Origin of the sequence: Porifericola rhodea (assembly GCF_030506305.1) — a bacterium.
In the GTDB taxonomy this organism is placed as follows: Bacteria; Bacteroidota; Bacteroidia; order Cytophagales; family Cyclobacteriaceae; genus Catalinimonas; species Catalinimonas rhodea.
In genome coordinates this window covers 1,976,662-2,003,092 of the sequence record NZ_CP119421.1, presented here as the reverse complement: position 1 = coordinate 2,003,092, position 26,431 = coordinate 1,976,662, and the positions used below count along the sequence as shown (strand labels likewise).

General features: G+C 43.9%; 19 protein-coding genes and 1 tRNA gene. 5 read left to right on the top strand and 15 right to left on the bottom strand.

Annotation, left to right across the window (positions count from 1 at the left end):
• Positions 1-44 precede the first annotated feature (44 nt).
• The gene (locus PZB74_RS08185) at positions 45-782 is read right to left on the bottom strand and encodes a hypothetical protein (RefSeq protein WP_302242042.1); all 738 of its coding nucleotides are present in this window, start codon (positions 780-782) and stop codon (positions 45-47) included.
• 294 nt (positions 783-1,076) lie between these two features.
• Here PZB74_RS08185 and PZB74_RS08180 point away from each other — a divergent pair, with 294 nt between their 5' ends.
• Positions 1,077-2,264: a PQQ-dependent sugar dehydrogenase gene (locus tag PZB74_RS08180; RefSeq protein WP_302242040.1), complete on the top strand. Its 1,188-nt coding sequence runs from the start codon at positions 1,077-1,079 to the stop codon at positions 2,262-2,264.
• 203 nt (positions 2,265-2,467) lie between these two features.
• On the opposite strand, the gene PZB74_RS08175 is transcribed toward PZB74_RS08180, so the two are convergent.
• The 10 genes from PZB74_RS08175 to PZB74_RS08130 form a co-directional block, all read right to left on the bottom strand.
• Complete coding sequence (locus PZB74_RS08175; protein ID WP_302242039.1) at positions 2,468-3,367, bottom strand: flavin reductase family protein; 900 nt, start codon at positions 3,365-3,367, stop codon at positions 2,468-2,470.
• A complete protein-coding gene (gene fahA, locus PZB74_RS08170; protein WP_302242038.1) occupies positions 3,364-4,605 on the bottom strand; it encodes a fumarylacetoacetase in 1,242 nt (413 codons plus the stop codon). The genes PZB74_RS08175 and fahA overlap by 4 nt, the downstream gene beginning before the upstream one ends.
• 100 nt (positions 4,606-4,705) lie before the next feature.
• Positions 4,706-5,971, bottom strand: a complete 1,266-nt coding sequence (locus PZB74_RS08165) for a Glu/Leu/Phe/Val dehydrogenase dimerization domain-containing protein (RefSeq protein WP_302242036.1) — start codon at positions 5,969-5,971, stop codon at positions 4,706-4,708.
• Entirely contained in the window at positions 5,971-7,128 is a 1,158-nt protein-coding gene (locus PZB74_RS08160) for a homogentisate 1,2-dioxygenase (RefSeq protein ID WP_302242035.1), read from the bottom strand. Before PZB74_RS08160 ends, PZB74_RS08165 begins: the two co-directional genes overlap by 1 nt.
• A gap of 211 nt (positions 7,129-7,339) precedes the next feature.
• A complete protein-coding gene (hppD, locus tag PZB74_RS08155; RefSeq protein ID WP_302242034.1) occupies positions 7,340-8,476 on the bottom strand; it encodes a 4-hydroxyphenylpyruvate dioxygenase in 1,137 nt (378 codons plus the stop codon).
• A gap of 689 nt (positions 8,477-9,165) precedes the next feature.
• Complete coding sequence (locus PZB74_RS08150) at positions 9,166-9,756, bottom strand: LutC/YkgG family protein (RefSeq protein WP_302242033.1); 591 nt, start codon at positions 9,754-9,756, stop codon at positions 9,166-9,168.
• Positions 9,749-11,119 carry a lactate utilization protein B gene (locus tag PZB74_RS08145; RefSeq protein WP_302242032.1) on the bottom strand — a complete coding sequence of 457 codons (1,371 nt, stop codon included), beginning with the start codon at positions 11,117-11,119 and terminating at the stop codon, positions 9,749-9,751. The genes PZB74_RS08150 and PZB74_RS08145 overlap by 8 nt, the downstream gene beginning before the upstream one ends.
• Positions 11,103-11,861, bottom strand: a complete 759-nt coding sequence (locus tag PZB74_RS08140; protein WP_367281471.1) for a (Fe-S)-binding protein — start codon at positions 11,859-11,861, stop codon at positions 11,103-11,105. Before PZB74_RS08140 ends, PZB74_RS08145 begins: the two co-directional genes overlap by 17 nt.
• A gap of 172 nt (positions 11,862-12,033) precedes the next feature.
• A complete protein-coding gene (locus PZB74_RS08135; protein WP_302242031.1) occupies positions 12,034-13,125 on the bottom strand; it encodes a Gfo/Idh/MocA family protein in 1,092 nt (363 codons plus the stop codon).
• On the bottom strand, positions 13,122-14,060 hold the full coding sequence (locus tag PZB74_RS08130) for an aldo/keto reductase (RefSeq protein ID WP_302242030.1): 939 nt from the start codon (positions 14,058-14,060) through the stop codon (positions 13,122-13,124). The genes PZB74_RS08135 and PZB74_RS08130 overlap by 4 nt, the downstream gene beginning before the upstream one ends.
• A gap of 309 nt (positions 14,061-14,369) precedes the next feature.
• Between PZB74_RS08130 and PZB74_RS08125 the strand changes: the two genes are divergently transcribed.
• Positions 14,370-15,488 carry a formylglycine-generating enzyme family protein gene (locus tag PZB74_RS08125; protein ID WP_302242014.1) on the top strand — a complete coding sequence of 373 codons (1,119 nt, stop codon included), beginning with the start codon at positions 14,370-14,372 and terminating at the stop codon, positions 15,486-15,488.
• Between the two features lie 15 nt (positions 15,489-15,503).
• On the opposite strand, the gene PZB74_RS08120 is transcribed toward PZB74_RS08125, so the two are convergent.
• The 4 genes from PZB74_RS08120 to PZB74_RS08105 all read right to left on the bottom strand — a co-directional run bounded on the left by PZB74_RS08120 (position 15,504) and on the right by PZB74_RS08105 (position 21,333).
• Complete coding sequence (locus PZB74_RS08120) at positions 15,504-16,130, bottom strand: hypothetical protein (RefSeq protein WP_302242013.1); 627 nt, start codon at positions 16,128-16,130, stop codon at positions 15,504-15,506.
• A 259-nt stretch (positions 16,131-16,389) separates the two neighbouring features.
• Positions 16,390-16,983 (bottom strand): 3-keto-disaccharide hydrolase, encoded by a 594-nt coding sequence (locus PZB74_RS08115; RefSeq protein WP_302242012.1) that lies wholly within the window; start codon positions 16,981-16,983, stop codon positions 16,390-16,392.
• Positions 16,984-17,534: 551 nt separating this feature from the next.
• Positions 17,535-17,606 (bottom strand) — tRNA-Arg (locus tag PZB74_RS08110).
• Positions 17,607-17,892: 286 nt separating this feature from the next.
• Entirely contained in the window at positions 17,893-21,333 is a 3,441-nt protein-coding gene (locus PZB74_RS08105) for an ATP-binding protein (protein WP_302242011.1), read from the bottom strand.
• A 295-nt stretch (positions 21,334-21,628) separates the two neighbouring features.
• Between PZB74_RS08105 and PZB74_RS08100 the strand changes: the two genes are divergently transcribed.
• From PZB74_RS08100 to PZB74_RS08090, 3 genes are read left to right on the top strand one after another with little or no spacing between them, the layout of a single operon-like run.
• Positions 21,629-23,410: an FAD-dependent oxidoreductase gene (locus PZB74_RS08100; RefSeq protein WP_302242010.1), complete on the top strand. Its 1,782-nt coding sequence runs from the start codon at positions 21,629-21,631 to the stop codon at positions 23,408-23,410.
• Positions 23,407-25,254 (top strand): 2-oxoacid:acceptor oxidoreductase subunit alpha, encoded by a 1,848-nt coding sequence (locus tag PZB74_RS08095; protein WP_436837124.1) that lies wholly within the window; start codon positions 23,407-23,409, stop codon positions 25,252-25,254. The genes PZB74_RS08100 and PZB74_RS08095 overlap by 4 nt, the downstream gene beginning before the upstream one ends.
• Complete coding sequence (locus PZB74_RS08090; protein ID WP_302242009.1) at positions 25,251-26,303, top strand: 2-oxoacid:ferredoxin oxidoreductase subunit beta; 1,053 nt, start codon at positions 25,251-25,253, stop codon at positions 26,301-26,303. Before PZB74_RS08095 ends, PZB74_RS08090 begins: the two co-directional genes overlap by 4 nt.
• Positions 26,304-26,431: the final 128 nt, after the last annotated feature.

Sequence of the window (26,431 nt, the reverse complement as noted above, 5' to 3'; positions counted from 1 at the left end):
AGATTGATTAAAGTAATAATAATCGAAAAAGCTGAGAGAATGTTTTAGTCAATCACATCTGCTTCATGCATTAGGCTTACCTCATACCAGGCCTGATCGTCCGTTAATGGCTCAAAATACAATAAGTCATCTTCCATACGTACTTTCCATTGCTCTTTCCAGACGCGCCCTATTTCACTAAAACTGAGCGTATCAGCCCGAAGGGCCCAGCGCCCGTAAAACGACTCATGAAGTCCCTCACCACTACGGTAGTAGCCATCAGCATCTATCTCTACCCAATGTGCTCTACGCTTCGCTCTTGGGTAATACATACTGCTGTCCTGTGTTCTCATTTTAAAGAAATACCATTTGCCCAATACCAGCTCTTTTTTCATGCTTACTTTTTTCTCGGCAGGAAGAGTGAGCTCTGCGGTGCGCGACATAAAAATATGCCAGCGAAGTGATTTAAGTACCAAATACTCTTTGGTAAGCGTAATTTTAAAGCCAGAGGTGGGTTCGGCGAGGGGAAAATCCAGATACAACCTTTCTCCATCAGAGCTTAGCTTCCAGCGACCTTTACCTTCTTCTACTTGAGCATAGTTCGTTCTAAAAGTGCCATCATCCATAATTTCCAGTCCTGTACCCCATGGAAACTGCTGCAAACTCCAGCCGGTTCTATCCATCCCGTCTTCCAGAAGTTTATCAATTTTCCAGCTACCATATAGTTCATGAGGCTCATAGCGCTCACAGGAGGATATGCACAAAAAAGTAAATGCAGGTGCAAGAAAAAAAATCCATTTCATGGGTAGCAGTATTAAAGTACACATTGGATGAAGTGAGCTACCAAACAACTAGCTAGTGCTACTACATAATTTAACACAAATACTGTTTTATGCCTAGAGAATGAGAGTGATATACTGCTCATACGCATAGTTCAAGTTTCTGCCACCTACTTTTTTGGTACTATGACTGGGTACTTTCGCTAACAAGCCACTATTGCTAAGCCAGCAAATTAATTAAATATTAAGCATTCCATATTCCGATAACTATCCGAACATGTTTGCTGTTGAATGAGGACATCACATAATTTTTTAACTATGATCAGATTTATTTTTTTATGCTCTATTAGCCTGTTGCTAAGCGGCGAGCTGTTGTTAGCACAGCAAAGAGATACTACAGTGGTAACCAAGGTAGAAGGCCACATTTTTAAACCCAAGCTTAGTAAAAGTGCGGGGGTTCAGGACCTGAAAGTACCGGAGGGCTTCAGAATTCAGAAGTTCGCAGAAGGTCTGGAAAAACCTCGTATGATGGTAGCTACCGAAGATGGCACCATTTACGTTACACGTCGCCAGGGTGATGTAAGAATGCTGAAGGATACCAATCAGGATGGTATAGCTGATGTAAATAAAAGTGTACTCACCCTTGATCAGGTACATGGCATTGCGCTTAAAGACAATGAACTCTTTTTGGTTACAGTAAATGAAGTTTACAAAACTGCTATTCAGAAGGATGGAAGCCTGGGCAAGCCTAAGCTGCTTATGAAGGGGCTACCGGATGGTGGGCAGCACCCTAATCGTACTATAGAGTTTGGCCCTGACGGAAAAATGTACATCTCGGTAGGTAGCACCTGCAATGCCTGCGATGAAACCAGTAAAGAAAGTGCAACTCTTCTTGTAGCCGATGCCAGTGGAAAAAAGCGTGAGATTTTTGCCAAAGGCTTAAGAAATACTATTGGCTTTGACTGGCACCCCGGTACTAATATGTTTTATGGTATTGACCATGGCATAGATTGGCTGGGTGATACCACACAAAAAGAAGAACTGAATCTTCTGGAAAAAGGGAATAATTACGGCTGGCCTTATGTGTTTGAAGAGGGCAAACCTAACCCTGCAGACCAGCCCCCTAATGGCATGTCATACGAAGAATACGCCAGCAAATCTACTGGTTCAGTATTTACACTACCGGCCCACAGTGCTCCACTTGATATGATGTTTTACGACAAAAACCAGTTTCCGGAAGCTTACAGGAATCAAGCCATTGTTACTTTACATGGCTCTTGGAATCGTTCGGACCCAAGTGGTTATAAGGTAGTGATGATTAAGTTTGATGAACAGGGAAAGCCATTGGGCTATGAAGATTTTGTAAGCGGTTTTTTGGTTAATAATGATCAAGAATATATCGCCAGAGTATGTGGCCTGGCAATCTCAGGAGATGGCTCACTATTTATTTCGGATGATGCGGGAGGAGCCATTTACAAAGTGAGCTACCAGAACCGAGGAAAATAATCGCAAAAAAGCTAGAGAAGGTGCTAAGCAATAAGGCCGCTCCCTTTACTGGAGAGGTCTTTTGTTTTTTCTTATCTCACCCATCTGAGCCTTCTCTTATAAAATTAGGGGTGCTGATCTACCGGTTAGTGTACCGCCGGCCTAGGCCTTCATCTAGTTCTATGCTATCTACTTTTATTAACCCATAGCCCAGCATGCGTGTGCTAAGTATTATGTGCTCTTAGTAGTACAGCCCACGCCTTGTAGACCTCATTGTCTGTAAGCAAGCGTTGAGCCATACGATGAGCTTCATCCTGTATGGCCTCAGAGTTTGTATTTTGCGCACTAAATAATTGCTGTATTTCAGGGGCCTTAAGTTCCTGGCTATAAATTTCTGCCTGAGGAACTTCAGCAATATTGGCTAGCTGAGCCAAATCGCTGCCAGTAAGTATTTTACTTTTACGAATAGCCTCTGGCAACTGATCTACTCCCATGCCCTGCTCTCTTAGCGGGCGTAGCGTTTCAAAGATAGCCTCGCCGCTAGCCCGGCAGTAATAACTACCCCCCATACGACCTACAGCATCCAGTTTGTGAGGTTCAATATTACCTTCTGCATCCAGTATGCCTTCGTTAATGTGCATCAAAAGCACTTCGCAAATAACCAGATTACCCGCTCCACCTTCTTTACCTAGTGCTATTACCTGCTTTACTTTACACTCAAAAGCGATGGGAGCTTCCGCTACCCGGGGAGGCTCCACTATGCTAGAAGGAGCTTCTTCCAGACCTGCTTTGGTAAACTCATTGATTCCTTTAGCATAAGGAGTACTGGCCAAAGACATTTGTTCTACCATGCGATAGTTTACAATATTAATGACTACTTCCTGGTGCTCAAGCACATTGTCCAGCGTGTTTTTGGTACTGCCGTCGCGTATACTATTAACTGGTGAAAATATTAAAGTAGGCGGATTAGCGCTTACTGCATTAAAAAAGCTATATGGACTGAGGTTTACTTTGCCCTCGGCACTTACAGAGCTTACAAACGCTATAGGGCGAGGCACTACAGCCCCTACCATATGGCTATAAAAAACTCTGGTACTTATATCTGAAGGGGAAAAGGTTTTCATAAAGGGGGTAGTATTTTTGTTTTTACTTCTCCGAAACCTATACGCTTATGATCCTGCTCGGCGTAGGCGTACATTCTTATAGTGTCTCCATCTTCCAGAAATGTTCTTGAGGCTTCGCCTAGTTGTAGCCTGCGTTCTCCATTCCAGCTCAGCTCCAGCATACTTCCATAGCTATCGGGCTGTGAGCCGCTAATGGTACCTGAAGCTAACAAATCACCTACACGCAAATTACAACCATTGATAGTATGATGTGCCAACTGCTGCTGTATGCTCCAGTACATATGTTTGAAATTAGTTCGGCAAATCTGCACTTCCTCTTGCATGGCCGGTTGCAGATACACTTCCAGATGAATATTATAGTTACGCGGGTTAGCTTTTTGCAGATAGGGTAAGGGTTCCGGCTGCTGCTTTGGTCCCTCTGTTACAAATGGTTTGAGCGCTTCCATTGGTACAATCCATGGAGATAGACTTGAGGCAAAGTTTTTTCCCAGAAAAGGCCCTAAGGGTACATACTCCCATTTCTGTATATCTCTGGCAGACCAGTCGTTAAAGAGGGCCATACCAAAAATATAGTTTTCAGCTTCTTCGGTAGTAACTGAAGTGCCAAGCTCAGAACTGACACCGATTACAGCTGCCATTTCCAGTTCAAAGTCTAGTTTCTGACTTGCGCCAAAAACAGGACGATCGGCTCCGGTAGGCATCAGTTGCCCTTTAGGGCGGTGAATAGGGGTACCAGATACGATGATGGAAGAGGCTCTGCCATGATAGGCAATTGGCATATGTTTCCAGTTGGGCATAAGCGCATTCTCTTTACCGCGAAACATAGATCCTACATTTGTCGCATGCTCTTCGCTTGCATAAAAGTCGGTATAGTCGCCTACCTGCACCGGCAAGAGCATTTTAGCATCTGACTGGGGTAGCATGCTCTCTTCCTGAAGTTGATGCAAAGGAGAGTTTTCCTCGCAAATCCACTGAATCAGGCGCTGCCTTACTGCTTTCCATACGGGCTTACCCAAACTCATAAAGGCATTAAGACTTGGCTGTTCAAATACCTGTAAAGGTATTTTAAGGTCATGAAACTTCCCTCTGGCAGTAAGAGCTGCCATATCTATAATCTGCTCTCCGATAGCTACGCCCACTCTGGGCCTACGCGTAGGGGTAGAAAAAACACCATAGGGAAGGTTATATATGCTAAAATCGCTTTTTTCAGGAATGGGAAGCCAGGGAGACTGAGGCATATTGCTTAAAAAGAAGGTTAGTTTTATACGTATAATTTCTGTTAAACAAATCAAGCCCCGTAATGTGGTATTTACACAGGTTCCGAGGCTTTGGCTTAACTCATTTCATAAGTGCCGCTTTGGTAGCAGCTTCATCTTTTTGCAAAAGCTCTTTAAGTGCTATTTCAAAAGCAGCTTTGGCAATGTTTTTCTTCTCAGGATTTTGGGCATGCACTTTTTCTAATGCCTGACGTATTGTTTGCGAGACATCATGGAAGATAGCCTCATCTGTAATTTCAATTTCGCTCTCCATCAGGTAAGCAAATACTCTGGCCATACCGCAGTTGGCGATAAAGTCTGGAATAAGCGCCAGCTGTTGATCTGCATGCTCAGCTATGGCTCCAAAAAAGATTTCAGGATCTTTAAAAGGAACGTTTGCCCCTGAAGCTATCACCTCCAGACCATGGCTAATCATGCTGTCTAGCTGTTCGCGAGTAACCAAGCGAGAGGCTGCGGCCGGAATAAATATTTCCGCATCTACTTCCCAGATTTGTTTATTGACCTCTTCAAAAGAAAGCATATCATCTGCCCGAAGGGCATTCTGCACTCGCCTAAGAAAAAGCTCACGAATTTCTTCAAAGCTAAAGCCTTCGGTTTTGATAAGCCCTCCGTTTCGGTCAATGACACCGACGATTTGTATGCCGTGCTTAGCCAGATAGTATGCTGCTGCTCCGCCTACATTTCCCCAACCCTGAATGATGGCTCGCTTTCCTTCAGCATTTTCGTTCCACAAGTCATAATAATGAATCACCGATTGAGCTACGCCATATCCGGTAGCCATGTCTGCCACAGTATATTTACGCTCCAGGGCAGGAGTAAAGTGTGGGTCTTCCAGCTTTTTAGAGACTCCTTGCCGCAACTGTCCCAGTTGCCTGATTTTTTGCGGGTCAGACGAAAGGTAATGCCCGGTAACTATACCTTCCTGGGGGTGCCAAAGCCCATAGCTTTCGGTAATAGGTATCACTTCTTCTACCTCGTTTACATTAAGATCTCCACCGGTGCCGTAGTAATTTTTAAGCAAAGGGGTAACTGCTTTGTACCAGCGTCTTAACACATCTTCTTTTCTAGGGTCTTCCGGATCAAAGTTGATTCCTGACTTAGCTCCACCAATTGCCGGACCAGAGACAGTAAACTTAATCTCCATGGTTTTAGCCAAAGACTCTACCTCGTGGCGATTGAGCCCTTTTCTCATGCGGGTACCTCCACCGGCGGCACCTCCTCGTAAGGAGTTGATCACTACCCAGCCTTCTGCTTCAGTCTCCCGGTCATTCCACTCAAATACGATTTCTGCTTTTTTCTCTTCAAATTCTTTTAACAGCTTCTTCATCAAATTTTCCATGAATAAATATATGCTTGATCTTCAATTTCTAATGCCTGCTGAGTGAGCTTCAGTGGCCGAAAGGTGTCTACCATTACCGCTAACTCTTCTGTTCCTTTTTTACCGATAGAAGCTTCTGCCGTACCCGGATGCGGGCCATGCGGCATACCTCCCGGATGCAGAGTAAAGGAGGCTCGCTCTACTCCTTTGCGACTCATAAAGTCACCTTCTGCATAGAACAACACTTCGTCGGAGTCAATGTTAGAATGACTGTAAGGAGCTGGTATTGATTGCGGATGATAGTCAAAAAGACGCGGAACAAATGAGCACACCACAAAATTATGCGCCTCAAACATCTGATGCACTGGCGGTGGCTGGTGGATGCGCCCGGTAATAGGCTCAAAATCATGAATAGATATGGCATAGGGGTACATATAGCCATCCCAGCCCACTACATCAAATGGATGGAAACTATACAAAAAACTATGCAACTGCCCGTGTTTAAGAATCTTTACTTCAAACTCTCCTTTTTCATCTACAGCTTCTACGTATTCTGGCATTTTGATGTCTCGTTCGCAAAAGGGACTATGCTCTAGTAGCTGCCCAAATTGGTTGCGGTATCTTTTAGGAAAACGCACTTCAGAATTACTTTCTATTACCAGAAAACGGCTGGGCTTATCTATATTGGTTTTCCATTGATGGGTGATGGTACGAGGGATGTGAACATAGTCTCCCTGGGTGAACTTTACGCTACCCAAAGGACTCAAAAGTTCTCCTTCGCCCTCGTGTACATATATCAGTTCGTCAGCTACTGCATTGCGCACAAAATAATTCATACTCTCCTTTGGCTGACAAACCGCTAGCTTTACGTCATCATTGCCCATTATATACTGGCGGCCACTTAGCCAGTCGCCTTTAGCTTGCAGCTTAGCCCCTTTGAGGTGGCGATGCTGCATATTTTTACTTTCAGCAAAAGCTACGCTATAATCCTGGGCATCACCTACCTTTTCTATAGCGGTAGGTGGATTAATATGATACGCGATAGAAGAAATGCCACTAAAGCCTTCTGCCCCTATCACTTCTTCATAATAGAGGGAACCGTCTTCTTTTCTGAATTGCGTATGCCTTTTTTGCGGTATTTTTCCACGCTGGGTGTAGTATGCCATGGTATTAAAGTTTACAATTGACAAAGTACTGTTAGCCATACCCATAGGATAGGCCCGTACAATTTCTTCCAGTAAAAACTTACAGCTTTTTTAAAGATTCCGCATATTTAATGCTAATGAATTCTCCTTCACAAGATGCGTTTTTAGGCTTGTTTGCATATATGTCTTCACTAAAAGTTATGTCCTTATGGTATGGCTATCTGTATATCACTTACAGGTTGCCCCTAAGCTCCTGCTCTCTTTCAATGGCTTCAAACAAAGCCTTGAAGTTACCTTTACCAAAAGAACGCGCTCCTTTACGCTCAATAATTTCGTAAAAAACTGTAGGGCGGTCCTGGACTGGCTTGGTAAAAATCTGTAGCAGATAGCCTTCTTCATCACGATCTACCAGCACGCCCAATTTTCTAAGCTCTTCCACAGGCTCATCTATATCGCCTACTCTGTCTTTAAGGGTATCGTAATATGTATCGGGTACCCGCAAAAACTCAAGACCATTGGCTCTAAGCTGGCTCACTGTTTTGATGATATTGTCAGTTGCTATAGCTACATGCTGCACGCCTGCCCCTTTGTAAAATTCCAGATATTCGTCAATCTGGCTTTTTTTCAGGCCTGGTGCCGGCTCGTTGATAGGAAATTTAATACGCTCATTGCCATTAGACATAACCTTGGACATCAGAGCAGTATATTTGGTGGAAATGTCTTTATCATCAAAAGAAACTAGTTGTTTAAAGCCCATCACATCGGCATAGAACTGCACGTACTTGTTCATATCCCCCAGGGCTACATTGCCTACCATATGATCTACGTACTTAAGACCTACGCTACGTTGCTCCAGGTTTTTATTTTGCCATGCCTGAAAACCCGGAAGAAATAGCCCCTGATACGCTCGGTTCTCCACAAAGGTATGTATGGTATCTCCATAAGTAGCAATAGAAGCCATTACTACCTCGCCATCTTCGTCAGATACTGTAAAAGGCTCTTGTACTGCCTTAGCACCACGGGCTACGGTAGCTTCAAAAGACTTACGTGCGTCGTCTACCCAGAGTGCTATATCTTTAATACCGTCACCATGCAGGTGAATGTGCTCTGCAATGTCACTATCGGGTTGCAGAGGAGAAGTTAAAATAAAGCGCAATTTGTTTTGCGACAGCAGGTAACTGGCAGCTTGTCGGTAGCCTGTTTCCGGCCCACGATAGGCAATAATATCAAAGCCAAATACATAGTGATAGTAGTAGGCTGCCTGCCGTGCGTTACCTACATAGTACTCTATATAAAAAGTACCATTAATAGGTAGAATATCTTCTGCTTCGGTTGCTACTTTTTTCGATAAGCTTGAATCAGTTTGCATATCAAAAATGGGTTTATGTTGAAAAATGTATGTCTTTTAGCAGGCCTCAGCCCTCTTTGGCTCGGCGCGCATAGCTTATATATAATTTACAATATTAATAACACTCCTATTTAATATTCATCATGAATAAGTTGGTTAGCTATTTTAATAGTGTTAATTTCAACTTAAATTTAAGCGCTATTTTTGATTATTGATATAAATTAATACTATTTTGATAAATACATTGTAATTTTATGCAACCTAGCTAAGCCTATAAAAATTTAGGTATAATGTCTAATACTTCTACTTATCTCAGTTAAAAATTGATATTTCCTGACTTATTATAAGTAGAAACCTCAGAAGGATGTGAAGCTTAGATAAAAACAGCTAATCGGAAGCGTATTTTATTCAGAAACGCAGCTATTATACATTAAAAATTAAGCTAAAAGGGAGCAGCTGATTAATTTAACCTTTGCGATTAGTAAATGAAATATAGCGGAAAGACCAATAGCTTGGAGTGGAGGAGTGGCAAGCAAAATTTAGCCCTCAACCTTTATAGTTTTTCAAGCTAATCAGCTTCCGATAGTGTTTATAAAAATTAACTTTTAAAAAGAAAAGAAATAGCGTTTATCGCATAATAAAGATTCTCATCATAACGTTGCTAATTCTCATAAGTGTACAAAAAGGTCTACTTTATAGGTAGACTTTTTTTATGCTTCAGTAGGCAGCATAACTACCAACAAGCTTTTGGGACCATGCGCACCTACTACCAGCGACTGTTCAATATCTGCCGTTTTAGATGGTCCGGCAATAAAAACCCCATGCCCATAGTCGTGATAACGTAAGGCGGCATAGGCAGCATGCATCTTGTCTACCAACTGATCTTCTCTGATCAATAGTATCAGATGCTGCGTAATAAATGGCGCAGCCCGGTGTATAAGACGATCTTCACTTAACCAGATAGCTCCATTCTCTGCTACCCCTAACTCACCCTCAAACACAGAAAGGTTGAGCAGTTCAAGCTCATGAGGATCTTGAATGCTAGCCAGGTCAAAAGTATTAAGCGACTTTAAAGCACCAGCAATGTATTTGTATTCTCCCGCTTTAATACGAGATTGTATATAGGTCTCGGCTTCTACCCTAGATTTGGCGAAAAAGAATTCTCCTCCGCCCGCAAGTAAGCGTTCTTCAAAAAGTGAGGGAAGACTCTGCCCATTACTGGACGGAAAATCTAAAGAAGGCAGAGGGAGCTCATTAGGTTTATTAGCTTTAACAGCCTTTATTATATCTGCTTTACCCATTGTTTTTTCTGTTCTTTTGATACCACTCCTGAAAGCTTTCTTTTGGAGGCTCCGGCAACTCTCTGTGTTTACCCCAAACATTCATGGAATTGTAGACCATCCAGCGAGGCAGTTTAGCTAAAGCTTTGCGTCCAAATTTGCCCGCTTTACGAAACCACTTAGGTTTGGTAAATAACCAGCCCGTCATCTTCATGGAAATTTTTTTGGCAGGCTCTTCATTGGTAGCCTGCGTAATATCCTGCCGCCAGAAGTATAGCTGTTCGTGTATATTTATTTTTACCGGACACACATCGGAGCAGGAGCCACAAAGTGACGAAGCAAAGGGGAGAGAGGAGTATTTTTTCATATCTCTGCCCGGTGAAAGTATAGAGCCGATAGGCCCTGGTATAACAGACTGATACGAGTGGCCTCCACTACGACGATAAACGGGACAGGTGTTCATACAGGCACCACAACGAATACAGTGCAGTGAGCGACGGTACTTTTCTCTACCCAGTTGTACCGTACGTCCATTATCTACCAGAATAAGGTGCATCTCTGTACCTGCGCGAGGCTTACGAAACTGAGAGGTATAAGTGGTGATATGCTGCCCGGTAGCACTACGGGCCAGAAGGCGGGTAAATACGCCCAGGTCTTCGTAGCGAGGAATCAGCTTTTCTATACCCATACTGGAAATTTGTACAGGTGCCAGATGCACTCCCATATCGGCATTCCCCTCATTGGTACAAACCACAAAATCACCCGTTTCTGCAATACCAAAGTTAACTCCGGTAAGCGCGGCATCTGCTTTCATAAACTTTTGACGTAAATGCTCTCGCGCCGCAGCTGTCAGTATATTTTCGTCACCATGACTAGGTGGGGTATGCAGGTGTTTCTGAAAAAGCTCATCTATTTCCATCCGTTTTTTATGGATGGCAGGCATAACAATATGCGAGGGAGGCTCTTTAGCCAACTGAACAATACGTTCCCCCAGGTCAGAGTCTATTACTTCTATGCCGTGCTTCTCCAGAAAAGGGTTTAGGTGACACTCCTCAGTAAGCATCGACTTACTTTTAACAATACGTTGTACGCCATGCTCCCTAAAAATGGATAACACAATATCGTTATGCTCTATAGCATCGCTCGCCCAATGTACTTTTACACCATTAGCAATGGCGTTTTTTTCAAACTCTTCCAGGTATTCATCCAGCCGGGAGAGCGTATGAGACTTGATCTGAGACGCTTTTTCGCGCAATTGCTCCCACTCTGGAAAAAGGTTTACTGCTTTGTCGCGCTTCTCTCGCACATGCCAGAGCGATTTATCATGCCAGTTGACACGGTTTTCGTTGGCAATAAATTCCTGCGCTTTATGAGGATGGCTCATGTTGATGGGTATGATTTAATATTTCGCTAACATGCATTACACGTAGTGGAAGTTGTCTTCTTCTTATGATTCCTTCCATATGCATCAGGCACGACATATCGGTACCAGTAATTACCTGTGCACCATTAAGAATATGGTCCTGCACCCGATCTTTGCCCATTTTTACCGACACTGCCTCTTCGGCTATGGCAAAAGTTCCTCCAAAACCACAGCACTCATCTGCCCGCTGTAAATCTACCAGCTCTATCCCTTCTACACTCTCCAGCAGTTGGCGTACTATAGAAAACGGCTCAGCTACTACTTCTGATGACTTGCCAAAACGAAGTCCTCTTTGTCCGTGGCAGCTTTGGTGTAGCCCAACCCGGTACGGAAAGTTACTTTCGGGTAGTGCTTTGTCGCAGTGGTTAACCAGAAACTCACAAATATCTACTGTTCTCTCTCTGATATGAGCCACCTCAGGCGTTTGCTCCAGGGTATCGTAGTGCTTACGCACATGGTATACACAACTGCCAGAGGGAGCCACGATGTAATCGTAGGAGGCGAAGTTTTTAACGAAGAGCTCCATAGTTTTTTTACTATAACGCTCATAGCCAGAATTTGCCATAGGTTGCCCGCAACAGGTCTGGTCAGGAGGCACACTTACCCGATAACCGAGTTTTTCTAACAGCTCTAGCGTAGCAATAGCTACCCGAGGGTAAAATTGATCTACATAACAGGGTACAAACAGGCCGATGTGCATCATACAGGAGTATTCTTTATCCAACACTTGATTCTGGCAACATACAAAATTCTAAACAAGGCACTATCCTGTACTATCGCTACCTCTCCATTGCCCAGAAGCGATGGATTTTTTGCTTCATTTCTTTCTGAACACTAGGGGGTGTAGGGGGCATGCATACACACGCCCTGCCTAGCTAAGATATAGCTACTTTATCTTTCTGTGCCACAGAACGATAAACTGCTTCTACAACGCGTATATCTTTCAAACCCTCTTCGCCAGGAACCAATACTGCTTTGTTGTTAATGATAGCCAATGCATCATCGTCCATCTGCTTTGCCTGCTGATTGGGTATACGCTCATTCAGAATTTTGCCATCGCTGGTTTCTCCCTTAATACCACTGTACCCTTGAAAAGGCTCCAGTTTGTACCAGCCATCACTACAGTTAACCATCAAACGGTTTACACTTTTACCAAAGGTGGTCATACATTGAGCCTTAACGCCACCAGGAAACTCCAGATCAAACTCCATAGTCTCTTCTACTTCGTGGTAAATTTCCGGACGATCAGTAGAAGCTCGTGCGGTAACAGCTATAGGCTCCATTTGAGTAGAGTAGCGTGCGGCATTTAGCGGATATACTCCCATATCGTACATAGCACCGCCTCCCATTTCTTTTTTCTGCTTCCAATGGTCTGTTCTATTATCACGATAGCCTGCGGCAGCTTCTACATTTTGTACTTTCCCGTAGGCCTGGTTTTTGGTAAATGCTATTATCTGCTGTGTATTAGGCTCATGCTGTAATCGGTAGCCAATGCTAAGCTTCACTTTATTTTTATTACAGGCATCTATCATATTCTGGCACTCTTCTACCGTCATGGCCATAGGTTTCTCGCACCACACATGCTTACCTGCCTGCGCAGCACGTATGCTATATTCGGCATGCATAGAGGGAGGAAGCACCACATATATAACATCTATGTCCGAGTTATTAGCCACCTGACCTATGGTCTCGTAGTTATAAATATTTTTATCAGGTATATTATACTGCTTCTTCCACTGTTCCGCTTTGGCGGGTGTACCGGTTACAATTCCTCTTAGCTCACAGTGCTCAGTTTGTTGCAGGGCAGGAGCCAGCACATCGGTGCTATAGTAGCCCAGCCCTACCAGGGCAACGCCCAGCTTTTTGTTCTGCTGTGGAATAATGATATTTGAAAAAGCCGAAGTACTGAGCGCCAGCCCAGAAGCTCCGGTTAAAGATTGCGCTAAAAATTTCCGGCGGTTGATCATTGTGTATGTAGTTTATAATAAGCTTTCATTTTTTTACGGATAGTCTCATCCGGCAAGGGAGCATAACCTGCTGCCATGTTTTCTTTTACATGAGCCACCTGAGTAGTAGCTGGTATAGCGCAACTTACATTTGGGTTTGAGATAATGTATTTTAAAAAGAAAGACGCCCAGTTGGCGATATCCCATGTTTTTGCCCAGGGAGGTAGGTTTACCCCCTCTACGGTACGAAAAAGCGCTTTGGTCTCAAAAGGCTGGTTAATAATTACGGCTACCCCTTTGTCTGCGGCAAGAGGCAGCAGATAATCTTCAGCGGCAGTAGAGCGTACTGAAAGGTTAATCTGAATAAAATCCAGCTTTTCATCCCGCACCAACTTGGCAAGATCGTCATGTGCGCTATCCACATAATGCGTTACACCCACATACTTAAGCCTGCCTTTTTCTTTGAGTTTTCTGAGAGTCTGTATATGGGTTTTGTAGTCCCGGATATTGTGTATCTGCTCCAGTCTGGGCCATTTTTTAAAGAGCTTAACAGACTCTTCAATCTGGTTTTTTCCAGCCTGTTCGCCATGCGTCCAAACTTTGGTAGCTACCCACAATTTTTCTGTTACTCCGAGCTCGGCGGCCAGTTCTCCAATTACTTGCTGGGAGCGCCCGTACATAGGCGAGCTGTCTATCATACCACTTCCTAAGGAAACAAATGTATCTAGTACCTGCCGCATAGGCTGGCGCTGCACTTCGGAATTACCCACATCAAAGGTCAGCCATGACCCCATGCCTATTGCAGGAATCTGCTCTCCACTACTAGGTATGGTCCTGTATATCCTTTCTTTTGGTGAAAGGACAGGCAAAGGAGTAGTACTACATACTGCTGCTGTAGAAAGAGCCGCGGTTTTCAAAAAGTGTCGGCGGGAGTGGCTGGATGCAACACTGTTCATCTTAGGTTGTGTCGGTAGTACAAGTATTAATCTCTAGTCTAATATAAAGAAAAAACCGTAACAGATGTTTCCAAAAAAATAAGTATTAACACAGTATTTTAATCTTATTATTCACAAAACGTCAAACTCAGCTACAGGCATTTGCAGTATGGACTTAACTACCTAATAAAGTAATGCTTACTATTAATGAAGAAATTGAAGATGCTAAAGCTTTTCTGTGCAGAGGATAATGCTTAGATTGTAGCCTGCTTAATTTTACAGGCGCTTTTAGCCTGATGGTCAAGCTTTTAAGTTTAAGAAAAATTAGCGATGCATCACCAGAAACTACGTACCTTAACTTTCATTTCTTTACTGGGGCTTTCTACTGTCTTATTTAGCAGCTGCGATAGCCAGTCCAAACAAAACTCCAATGCTAGTGCTCAGGAAGCCAACACCACTAACACAAATCAGCAGTCTCCTCCTCCGGGAGAACAACCTGAAGGTATGGTTTGGGTACCGGGAGGCCGTTTTGTCATGGGAAGTGAAGATGCCGGCGCTACACATAATGAAGGCCCCGAATATACTGTAGAAGTCTCTGGCTTCTGGATGGATGAAACAGAGGTAACCAACGCTGAATTTAGAGAGTTTGTAGAAGCTACCGGCTATGTTACCGTAGCTGAGCGCCCCATTGACTGGGAAGAATTAAAGAAGCAGGTTCCTCCAGGCACACCACGTCCTCCGGAACATATGCTTCAGCCTGGCTCTCTCATTTTTGCCCCTCCACATCAGGCTGTCCCTTTAGATGACTACTCGCGCTGGTGGGCATGGCAGACCGGAGCAAACTGGCGCCACCCGCAGGGCCCAGGTAGTAATATTGAAGGCAAAGATAACTACCCCGTAGTACACATTGCCTATGAAGATGCCCAGGCCTATGCCGAGTGGGCAGGTAAACGCCTACCTACCGAAGCAGAGTGGGAGTACGCCTCGCGCGGTGGTAGTGCAAACCAACCCTTTGCCTGGGGAGATGAGCTCATGCCCAATGGGCGCTACCTTGCTAATTTCTTTCAGGGTAATTTTCCTTACAACAACAGTGGCCAGGATGGTTTCGCAGGGGCAGCACCCGTAAAAAGCTACAAACCAAATGGCTACGGACTTTATGATATGATCGGCAATGTGTGGGAGTGGAGTGCAGATTTCTACCGCCCGGATACTCATGCGCAGAATAAACTTACGGGTATGGCCGTTTGTAAAAACCCTACAGGACCAGAGTCCAGTTACGACCCGGCAGAACCAATGGCAGAAAAGAGAGTAACCAAAGGAGGCTCTTTTCTTTGCAGTCAGGAGTATTGTAGTAACTATCGCCCCAGCGCACGTATGGCGACTGCTACAGACTCTGGCCAGGAGCATCTGGGCTTCCGTTGCGTGCAGGAAGCTAACCCTCAGCTATAAAAGCCAGAGCAAAATCTACTGTACTTCGCCTTTAATCAGGCTTTCTTTCCTCAGTTGATCTACAATTGCCTCTGAAAGGTCTTCTGCAAAGGTGTCTATGTTACCAGGATTATATGTGTCGGACTGGGCAGACCACACTAACTGCTCACTCTCCGCGTCGTACAGATTAGTTTCCAGGTAATACACTCTGTCTAGCGCATAGTAGCCCGGCGTATAAATCTCATTGTAGTTGTATGAATAATAGGTATGAAACTTATCGTAATAGCTGAAAGCTACTGCCGGGGCGTAAGTGTCATTACCCGGCACATAGCGGTTTTCACTTTCCTGATCTACTAATGAAACGGTAAGGATGGCGTCATGGCCGCTATCCCTTACTTTCTTCAATATTTCGTTTTCTTCTTCGGCATAGTTAGCGGCAAAGTTTTCAGGAAATATCTCTATACTGGGAGTAGCCTCTAGTCCTCTCTGCTCCAGCAGGGCGGCAAGCTGACCCTCTACGACTTCTTTAGCCTCCATATTTCGGCTCAGCGTAGCAACAAAAATATTGTTATACTCTTTTTCCTTCTTCAGTTCGTCACTCTTCCACGAAGCGGTAATCTGGGTAGTACTTCTGGAGCAGGCAATCAGACTTATGCCCAGCATCAAAATGAATAATTTATAACAAATATTGGTGTGTAAGCACATATATTAAAAAGTTAGTGGTAAGACTGTTTATGTCCGTCTTCAAAATCAGCATGAGCATACCTGATATGCTGCCACAGCTTTGCAGCATAAGTATAAGCAGGTATGCTTCTATACTATCTTGCCAGTTAACGGAAATGTTTTGAGCTTTATACCAAAAAAAACCGGAAGTTATGGCTATGCATCACTTCCGGAGGTCTATAAAATTAACAATCAGGTTCTAAATCTCTGCTACCATAATCTCGCGAAACTCTATTGCCATCTCTCTACCAGGATGAAGCTGAAGCCCGATTGGCCCTTCTTCAATAGCATCCTCGGAGGTGTAGTTCATTACCTCCTCACCATTAAGCCATACCGTGTACTTATTAGCTTCGGCCTTTACCTTCATGCTATTCCAACCATCTTTTTTGAGTAGATTTTTAACATTATCCGCCTCTACGGGGTAGCCTTTGCCGGGGATGTAGGGCGAGGCAGTCATGTCTCTTTTCAGAGAGCCTGAAATACCAATTTGTATCTGCTGATTTTCTGCTCTAAGGAAAATTCCAGAGTCTACGGTTCCTTCTCCCATCTTAAACTCAGCCTGCACTATAAAATCTGTATATTGTTTTTTTGTCCAGAGGATAGAGCCTTTTTGCTCGGGACCACTTTTGGCCGTGAGCACTCCATCCTCCGCCGCCCACCAGATGTTGTTTTCCGGAATTACCCAGCCTTTAAGGTTTTTGCCATTGAAGATCTTTTTCATTTTAGGCTCTTTAGCCTGGGTAAAGCTCATTAGCACAGCCAATAGCGCCAGCGTGCACAATTTAGCGTTCATTTTTTCGTCAGTTTAGATTGTTGTACATGTATCAGGTAGGATATTACTAAATTCCTGGCAGATTGTTAAGAGAAGGCTTTATTAAAGTTGGTAGTTGTTATTCCTAAACAAAATAGCCCCCTGAAACGAGGGATTTCTATCCTTTCAAATTGTTAGCAGTTTTAACAGACTAGCGGAAAAATATCTTTAATGGTAAGTAGGTATGAATCAGGTGATCAAACATTGCCTTTTATACCTGCTATTTTTTTTATAACTGTCTCATTGTAATTCTTTAAATCTCTCATTAAAAGAATGATATTCATAAAGCGTAGACTTCCAATAAGTAAAGTCACTATCTAAAGAGGTATTCTTTGGAACTTTAGCTGTCACTTTAAACATATTAGATTCTTTGAGGGTACAAAGTTTTGAAACAATGGTAGAGATAAACACTAATATTTTACCTCTGAGAGAACAATCAGTATTTTTTTTTCAAAATCAGTTTTAGAAGACTTTTATGGAACTATGCTTAAAAAAAACCTCAAACAATTACAGGTCATTGCTTGAGGTTATTGTGGTTCCGGCAGGAATCGAACCTGCATCTTGGGTTCCGGAGACCCACGTAGTATCCATTCTACTACGGAACCGTGGCGCAAAGATAAGAGAATCATGCAACTCCCACGAATGAATTTTCAAAAACTCCATTCTTGACTATTAGCAAATACTTACCTGCTTCTACTGGTATCATGCCAGTATCATTTTTTCTGTATCCTATATAATACTTTAAACAATCTGATAATTTAAGCTTTCATTCTTTTTTTAAGAACATTTAAATACTTAAATTGAGAATAAATCAGCATAGCCGAATTGGAGGAGACTTCATTCGACAACAATAGTGCAACTATCTGTCAGGTGACGGAGAGTTGCATTTTTTTATGCCTTAAAGAATATGTGAAAGCTGGTACCCTTACCCAGTTCGCTTTCTACCTCTATCGTACCTCCGGCATTTTCCACTATCTTTTTTACTATTGAGAGACCTACACCCGTACCATCTACATGGCTATGAAAACGTTTAAACATTGTAAAAAGCTCCTTCTGATCTTCTGGACTCAGCCCTAGTCCATTGTCTGAAATGCTTAACTGCAACTGCTCTCCCGAGCTCTGGCAGCTGATATCTATATGCGGTTTTCTATCGGGCGAGCGGTACTTAATAGCATTAGAAAGTAAGTTATATACTACACTCCGCAGGTTTTTTGCAGAGAAACGTAAGCTTTTGCAGTTCGCAATATCAATATCCAGTGTTACATCATCTTTTTGTATAAAGGGTGCCAGATCTAAAAGTACTTCTTCCAGTATTTCTTTTAGGTTTACCTCTTCTGCTGGCTTATTATGGTCTTCGCGCTGTATACGGGCTACTTCAGACAGATCGGTGATAGTAGCTTTAAACCGGTGGATAGATTTTTCTACCATCTCCATAATTTTTCCGGTACGCTGAAAATTTATCTTTTCGGGCGATAAGAGCTTGTTCAGAGCTGTCATCAGGCTTTCTATATTAGTGATGGGCGCTTTAAGATCGTGAGAGGCCATATAGATAAAATTATCCAGATCAGAATTGATCTTCAGCAGTTCTTCATGTTTATCTTCCAGCTCTTTACGCACCCTTACCTGCTCACTGACATCTGTTGCCACTACAATAATACCTGTCACTTTACCTTCTTCGTCTTTCCAGGGGTGGTAGACAAAATTGAAATATGACTCTAGCAGCTTACCCTCATGCATGAGCTGGGCAGGCATTTCACTTCCGACATAGGGCTCACCGCTATCAAATACCTGATCTAGCAACTCTGAGAAAACCTGGCTTTTTACTTCGGTAAGCACATTAAATAAGGGCTTGTCTAGCAGTTCTTCAGCTGTTCTTCCCCAGTACTGACATATAGCAGGGTTAGCAACTTCTACTATATGTTCTTTACCCTTGAGTACACCTATGGCTACTGGCGCCTGACTGAAAAGCTCCAGCAAACGTGCTTGCTGACGTTCGGCCTCACTACGTGCTTCCTGTTCTTGTTTGTTAAGTGCCTGGTAGAGGCGTGTAAGCTTAAGGTTGGTCCGCACCCGAGCTTTAAGCGCATTTACACTAAAGGGCTTGGTCAGGTAATCATCCGCGCCAGCTTCTATGCCCTCTACCTGAGCATCTTCACCGGCCCGGGCAGAGAGGAGGATCACAGGTATGGTACGACTTACCTCCTGAGAGCGAACTTTTTGCACTAGTTCTATGCCATTCATTACTGGCATCATAACATCAGAAATAACCAGATCGGGCAGCTCTTTTTGGATAATCTTCCAGGCTTCCTGCCCGTTGGAAGCTGACATTACCTCATATTCTTCTGCAAGTATCTGAGAGAGGTAGGCACGCATATCTGCATTATCATCTACCAACAAAAGGCGGGCTGTCGGTTCCTCAGCATATTTATTTTCGTATACATCAGCACCAGGCTGGGCTGTAGCAGAGAATTGGTTTATTTCCTGCTGATCCAGCCAGTTTAGGTATTCTTCCGGGGAATAGCTATGCGGTAAAGGGCTTCCTGCCTGACTATTGTTTTCTACTATCTGCTCTTCTGGCAGGTGGCTTTTGCCTACTGGCAGGTAAATAGAAAAAGTAGTACCTGCACCTTCTGTACTTTCTACCTCTACGCTGCCAGCATGTAAGCCAGCCAGCTCACTTACCATAGCCAGGCCTATACCTGACCCCTCGTGAGTGCGGCTTCTGGCACCTTCTATGCGATGAAAGCGCGAAAATAGGTGTGGTAATTCTTCTGCCGGAATTCCTGTGCCACTATCCGCAACCTGCAATACCACCTTATCTTCCTCCTGAAAAAGCCGCACACTTATTTTACCTTTAAAAGTAAACTTAAGAGCGTTAGAGAGTAAATTAAAGATAATGCGCTCCCACATACGCGCGTCTACATAGACAGGTTGAGGTAAGGGAGGACAGTCTACTTCCAGTTGAAGTCCTTCTTTTTCTATAGCTGAACGAAATACGCTACTCAGTTCTGTAGTAAGCTGGGCCAGATCTAAAGGTTGAAAGCGGGCCTGTACGCGTCCAGCTTCCATACGAGAAAATTCCAGCAGGGTATTTACCAGTTTGAGCATACGCTGCCCGTTACGCTGTACACGTAACAGTTGCTCACGCAGCATGGGGTCCGGCTTATTTTTTAGTATATCTTCCAGAGGCCCCAGCATAAGAGTAAGAGGCGTCCGAAACTCATGACTGATGTTACTAAAAAAAACGGTTTTGGCTTTATCAATTTCTGCCAATGCTTCAGACCTCCGCCGCTCTTCTTCTAACACCTCTACACTGGCAAGAGTAGTAGCTACTTGCCCGGCAAGCAGATTATGAAAATTTTGATAGTCGGCATCGTACTCCAGTTTTGGGCTTACTCCCAGTATAAAAAACCCGTGGGTTTCGCCCTTACCTGGCTTTACAATTGGGATTACCACCGTATGGATAGCATCTGAAGTTCTTTCTGACCAGAGGTCTGCTACATTATCATCAATAATTCTTTCTACCTCAGCGCTGCTTACCAGCAGTTGGGACTGGCTTTGCAGTATGGTAGAGAAAAGCCTGCCTGCTCCGCTTTCCTCATCAATAGGGACCAGCCCAGGTGCTCTTTCTTTAGGTACGCCTAGCGTACGGCCGTTAAGGTAAGCCTTATCTTTTTGATCGTTTAGCAAATAGATTAGTCCATAGGGAATATCATGAACGTTTGCCGTAAGTAAATCGCAGATAACCTGGCAAACATCCTTTTCTCCATATAGCTGCGCTCGTATATCGCCAATATCTTTTAAGGTTTTAAGCCGTCTCTCACCAATTACTTTACCGCTCACCTCACTACAGGCACAAAAAACACCACCTACGCTACCATCATCATTAGGCATAGGGCTGTAAGAAAATGTCCAGTAAGTTTCTTCAGGAAAACCTTTACGTTCCAAAAACATTAATAGGTCTTCGGCATAGAATTTTTTTCCTTCAGCAAGAATATCCTCTACCACCTGGCCTATCTGCTCCCATATTTCTGACCACATCTCCCGGGCTTTTGCCCCCAGAGCTTCAGGGTGCTTTTTGCCTAGTGCAGGCAGGTACGGATCGTTATGAAACATGTATAACTCACTGGACCACCAGATAAACATGGGATAGGCAGACTCCAGCATAATCCTTAAGCCTGTAGTCAAGCTTTGAGGCCAGCTTCCAGGCTCTCCCATAGGGTGCTTGCTCCAGTTATATGCTCTGATGAGCGCACCCATTTCTCCTCCTCTCTCAAAAAGATTATCTTGTTGTCGTTCCGAAGAGCTTTTATTGGTAGTGGTATCGGGCATGTTGTTAACAGATAAAAATATAGCCGCTGCTTATAATATTAGCGCACCTTAAGATGATAAATCCATAGGATATGTCACAGAAAAAAAGTCAATTTTAGCCTGAATACAAGGAAAAAGAGCTCCTAAAATTTTTTCTTCTTAAGAAATTATTTTACTAAAAGGAATAGTACTATTCTGCCTCCCGTGAATACCACCTACCTATTATTTCAAATTTCACAAAGTTTACTTCCCTTTTGCCTTATTCTTTACTAATTTCTTATCTGAATATCTGATTTCTACACTAAACACAACAAGCTTGAAACCTACTGATACCAACGACCCTGAGTATTTTCATAAAGTGGTGGATTGTCAGTATGCCTGCCCTGCACACACTCCGGTACCGGAGTACATCCGTTTAATTGCGGCCGGGCGCTATACCGACGCGTATATGGTAAACTGGGAATCTAATGTATTTCCGGGTATACTCGGCCGCACCTGCGACCGCCCCTGCGAACCGGCCTGCCGCCGTGGCCGCCTGGAAGATGAAGAGCCGGTAGCGATCTGCCGCCTTAAACGAGTGGCCGCAGACCATAAAGGCGAGGTTCGCCAGCTGATGCCGAAAATTCCCGAACAAAAGAATGGTAAAAAAGTGGCACTTATAGGGGGAGGACCTGCCTCTCTGACTGTAGCACGAGACCTGGCACCACTGGGCTATGAAATACACCTTTACGATGAATGGAACAAAGGTGGAGGAATGATGCGCACACAAATACCCGCCTTTCGCCTACCTGAAGAAGTACTGGACGAAGAAGTAGGCTACATTACTGATATGGGTATACACACCCATTTTAACCACTACGTAAGCAGCATGAAGGAAATGCTGGCTAAAGACTATGATGCCATTTTTGTAGGCACTGGAGCACCAAGGGGCAGAGACCTTGAGCTACCAGGAAGTGATATTGCCCATAAAAATATACATATAGGGATTGAGTTTCTAGCCAATGTTGCATTTGGGCATGTAAACAAAATTGGCAAAAAAGTAATTGTGCTGGGTGGTGGCAATACCGCTATGGACTGCTGCCGTACCTCTCGCCGCCTAGGGGGAGAGCAGGTAACAGTAGTTGTGCGTAGCCCCTTTAACGAAATGAAAGCCTCACCCTGGGAGATTGCTGACGCACAGGCAGAAGACATTCCTATCTTCAATAATATGCCTCCTAAAGAGTTTGTGGTAGAAGAAGGCAGGCTTAAAGGTGTACTTTTTGGTAAAGTACGGGCAGAGTATGACGAAAATGGCAGGCGTAAACTAGTACCTACCGGCGAGCCCGATGAGTTTATTGAGGCAGATGATGTAATCATAGCCATAGGTCAGGATAATGCTTTTCCCTGGATTGAACGTGATCTCGGCATTGAGTTTGGTAAATGGGACCTGCCGGTATTAAACAAAATTACTTTTCAGTCTACCTTGCCAAAAGTATTTTTTGGTGGTGATGCTGCATTTGGCCCTGAAAATATCATTACCGCTGCTGCTCATGGTCATCAGGCAGCTATCTCTATCCATCAGTACTGTCAGGGCAAAGATGTGCTGGACAGGCCCTCGCCCATGACCAATCTGGTGCGCCAGAAGATGGGCATACACGAGTGGAGTTATGACAGCCCAGTAGTGATTGATAAGCGCTACCCCGTTCCCCATGAACAGAAAACCCTTACATTGACCAACCGAAAGATAGAAGTGGAGCTGGGTTTTGATGAGCCTACTGGCTATAAAGAAGCACAGCGCTGCCTTAACTGCGATGTACAAACCATTTTTACAGAAAAAGCCTGCATAGAGTGTGACGCCTGTGTAGATATCTGCCCCACCACATGCATTACCTTTACTGTAAATGGAGAGGAAGATGAGCTGCGCTCTCGCCTGAACGCCCCTGCTGACAATAAATCGCAAGCCCTATATGTATCCGATGTCCTTCCCACCCAGAGAGTGATGGTAAAAGATGAAGATGTATGTCTGCACTGCGGCTTATGCGCTGAGCGCTGCCCTACCACTGCCTGGGACATGCAAAAATATTTATATAATGTAACTAAAGCTTCCAAAATCTTATGATGAGCACGAGCGTGGTGAATGACATGGTCATACGTTTTGCCAATGTCAACGGAACGGGATCGGCAAGTGCCAATGAAATGTTCGCCAAGGCGATCTTTAGAATGGGCATACCCGTGTCACCTAAAAATATTTTTCCATCAAACATACAGGGTCTTCCTACCTGGTATGAGGTAAGAGTAAGTGAACAGGCTTACCTCGGCAGAAGAGATGGTGTAGACCTGTTAGTGGGCGTAAACCCACAAAGTTACGCTAAAGACATAGCCTCCATTAAAGAAGGGGGCTATTTTGTTTATGACAGTACTAAAAAGCTACACCCCGACTATATTAGGGAAGGAGTGCATTATGTTGGTATTCCTATGATGCAGATGTGCATGGAAAATTACGATAATCCACGTCATCAGCAACTTTTTAAGAATATTGTATACGTAGGAGCGCTGGCAGCCCTGTTAGATATTGAGATAGAAGTCCTTCAGGATATCATCAGAGGGCAGTTTCGCAAAAAAGAGAAACTAATTCCTCCTAATTTCAAAGCACTGGACCTGGGCTATCAGTATGCACGTACACACTTTGAGTGTCCGCTGGAGATTAGGCTGGAGCGAAGAGACAATACAGGTGACCAAATAATGATAGATGGTAATTCGGCTACGGGCCTGGGCGCAATATATGCTGGAGCTACGGTAGCAGCCTGGTATCCTATTACTCCTTCCACTTCCGTAGTTAAAGCTTTTGAGACTTATGCCAAAAAGCTTCGTGTAGAAGAGGCAAGCGGACGTAAGAAATACGCCATAGTGCAGGCTGAAGATGAATTATCAGCTATGGGTATGGTTATCGGGGCCACCTGGAATGGCGCACGAGCATTTACCGCAACCAGTGGGCCGGGAGTATCGCTAATGAGCGAGTTTATTGGCTTAGCTTACTTTGCTGAAATTCCGGTAGTACTGGTAAATGTGCAAAGAGGAGGACCTTCTACGGGCATGCCTACGCGTACCCAGCAATCAGATATTATATCGTCGGCCTATGCTTCGCACGGAGATACCAAGCATGTACTGCTGTTTCCCAGCAGCCCGGCAGAGTGCTTTGAAATGACTGCGGATGCTTTTGACCTGGCTGATCGTTTTCAGACTCCCGTCATTCTTATGTCAGACCTGGATTTAGGTATGAACAGCCATATGTCGCCTCCGCTGAAATGGGACGATAAGCGTAAATATGATTTAGGTAAAGTATTAAGCGCCGAAGATCTGGAAAAAATAGAAAAGTACGGGCGCTACCTGGATGTAGATAGAGATGGAATTTGCTACCGTACCATTCCGGGCACCCATCCTACCAAAGGATCCTTTTTTACCCGGGGTACCTCGCGAGATGAGTATGCTCGCTACACAGAAGAAGGAGCAGTATACGAACGTATTGTAGATCGGCTCATAAAAAAATGGGAAACGGTCAAAAGCTATGTTCCAGCACCTGAGCTTTATCAGGATCATCAACAAAATGAAAGGGGCTTACTTTTCTTTGGCACTTCTACCTATGCCGCACTGGAAGCTATGGCCCTGCTACGGCAAAAAGGAATCGTACTGGACGCGCTCCGTATTAAAGCTTTTCCTTTTAACGCTACTGTAGAAGAGTTTCTGGCATCTCATACGGAGGTATTTATTATAGAACAGAATCGTGACAAGCAGTTTCGTAGTCTGTTGATCAATGAGTTAGAGACTGACCCTAAAAAGTTAGTCTCAGTACTTAATTATGATGGTATGCCAATTACAGCAGATACCATCATTCAACAAATTATGAAGCAGCTACCGGCTACAGCCCCGGTCATGAATACCAACCATAAAAGTAAGACACTATGACTTTTGTAAAACCAGCATTTCGCCATCCCGGAATGCCTAAAAATAAAATTGGATTCCGTAAGTCAGATTACGAAGGCGCTATTTCAACCCTTTGTGCCGGCTGCGGACACGACTCTATCAGTGGAGCTATCATTCAGGCCTGTTATGAGATGGGTGTAGAGCCTCACAAAATCGCTAAGCTCTCAGGTATAGGCTGTTCTTCTAAAACTCCTACTTACTTTCTGGGAAACTCTCATGGCTTCAACTCGGTACATGGGCGTATGCCTTCCATTGCTACTGGAGCTAACCTGGCTAACCGTGACCTGATTTATCTGGGGGTATCCGGAGATGGAGATACAGCTTCTATCGGCTTAGGCCAGTTTTGCCATGTGCTACGCCGCAACCTAAATATGGTTTATATAGTCATGAACAATGGCTGTTATGGCCTTACCAAAGGGCAGGATTCAGCTACTGCTGACTTCGGCTCTATAAGCAAGGCAGGCTCTGTTAACCCTTTTCAGCCTATAGATTTGGTAGGCCTCTCGCTTGAGTTAGGAGCTACTTTTGTAGCACGAAGTTTCTCGGGCGACAAAAAGCAATTGGTTCCCCTGATTAAAGCAGCTATGTCGCACCCAGGCTTTGCCCTACTGGATATTCTTTCGCCCTGCGTTACTTTTAATAACAATGCAGGCTCTACCAAGTCTTATGACTACGTACGCGAACATATAGAAGCCACCTCTACATTAGATTTTGTGCCGGAGCAAGAAGAAATTACAGTAGAGTACGAAGAGGGCTCTTCTTCCAGTGTAGTTTTGCATGATGGTTCGGTAATTCAACTACAAAAGCTCAGCCCATACTGGGACCCTACCAACAGAGATTCGGCAGTTAACTGCATACAGCAAGCCAAGAGCAAAGGTGAAATACTGACTGGTTTATTGTATATAGATCCTAAAAGCCAAGATCTGCATCATATTCTTGAGACTACTGAGAAGCCTCTTAATCAGCTTCGTGAGGAAGAGCTTTGTCCCGGTTCAGCAGCTTTAGATATCATCAATGCATCTTTAAGATAAGTTAATGGGAGAGAAAACAGGCTGACTTTCTCGCCCATTTAAGTATTTATTTTTGACTTTTATGTTTTTTTCTACTTCGTAGCATTGATAAAACTATTTTGCTATTTATTTTTGGTCTAAATAAAATT